Source organism: Campylobacter sp. IFREMER_LSEM_CL2127 (genome assembly GCF_025771745.1).
Lineage (GTDB): Bacteria > Campylobacterota > Campylobacteria > Campylobacterales > Campylobacteraceae > Campylobacter_D.
Window position 1 is genome coordinate 1 of record NZ_JAKMQV010000028.1, and the last position, 1199, is coordinate 1199.

The 1199-nt window shown below is 28.0% G+C and carries 1 protein-coding gene; it reads right to left on the bottom strand.

Annotation, left to right across the window (positions count from 1 at the left end; translation table 11 throughout):
- On the bottom strand, window positions 1-1029 hold a 1029-nt coding region (locus tag L8V77_RS07630), incomplete at its 3' end, for a cache domain-containing protein (protein WP_263707396.1).
- Between the last annotated feature and the right edge of the window lie 170 nt (window positions 1030-1199).

The following is a 1199-nucleotide window of genomic DNA, read 5'->3' on the forward strand; positions in this document are numbered from 1 at the left end:
GCTTTTAACATCTATCATAGCAGAATCTTTAGTTTTATGATTGATGAAGTCAAAGAAAGAACTAAGACCATTTTGTATAGCTTGTAAAGGTGATAGATAATAAGAGATGATGAAATAAAGTAAAACAATACTTGCAATACTTGTAAAAATAACAATAATGGCTTGTATATAGGCTATTTTCTCACTTGATTGAGAAATTGTATCAATATAAGCCATGTTACATACTGTATATCCATCTATGTTATCACACATTGCAAGTCTTTCGTTTCCTTCTTTGCTAGTATAAAAGAATGGTTCACCATCTTTTACTTTGCTAAATCCATCTGCTACAATGGCAACATTTGGATCGCTTCCAATATAATTTTTATTTGTTGAAACAAATGAAAAACGATTTTTGTCATAAATAAAAGAAGCACCTGGCATTTGTTTAAGACTATCTTCTAAATCTTTAACCAAAACATCAATTGCCAATACTCCTATAAAATTACCATCTTTATATATTGGCATGGCATAAGTAAAGCAAGGTAAACCCGTTGTTACATCAATATAAGAAGGAGTGATATATAGGCTATTATTTTTCATTGCTTCTATATAAAATTCTCTTGTTCTTGCGTCATAATTGTCAGCTTTTCCATAAATTCCATAGTCTAAGCCTTTGCTATCACTATCTGGATCACTTACTATTAATTCTCCATTTGGTTGAGCTAGATAAACCGCTAGAAAATTACCAGAATCTCTGAATGATCTTAATTGATAGCCTATGTTATCCATTAATTTTTCAGCAGAATTTAAATCAGAATAAGGGTGTCTAAGTATAGTTTCGCTTAGTTTTTTTAATGAATCGGATGTATCATCTTTGAAATTAACCATAAGATTTTTTGTAGAAATTAAACGATTTTGCTCAGAATTAACAATTTCTTGAAAAAGAGCATCTTTAACAAAAATAAATGTTACAATTCCTAGAATCAAAAGGCACACAATTGCTATGATATTTGCAATCAAAGCAACTTTTAATTTAACACTTTTCACTGCTTTTCTCCTATAAAATATTTTTGTAATTATAAAAATATTTTTTGCAATGAAAAATTAATTGTGATTTAATATTGTAAATTCTGTAAAAAGATTGTTAATTTGAAGAAATTAAATTTGAAAGTCTTACTAAGCTAATTAGCTTAGCTTAGTAATTAATCCGCCTTTAT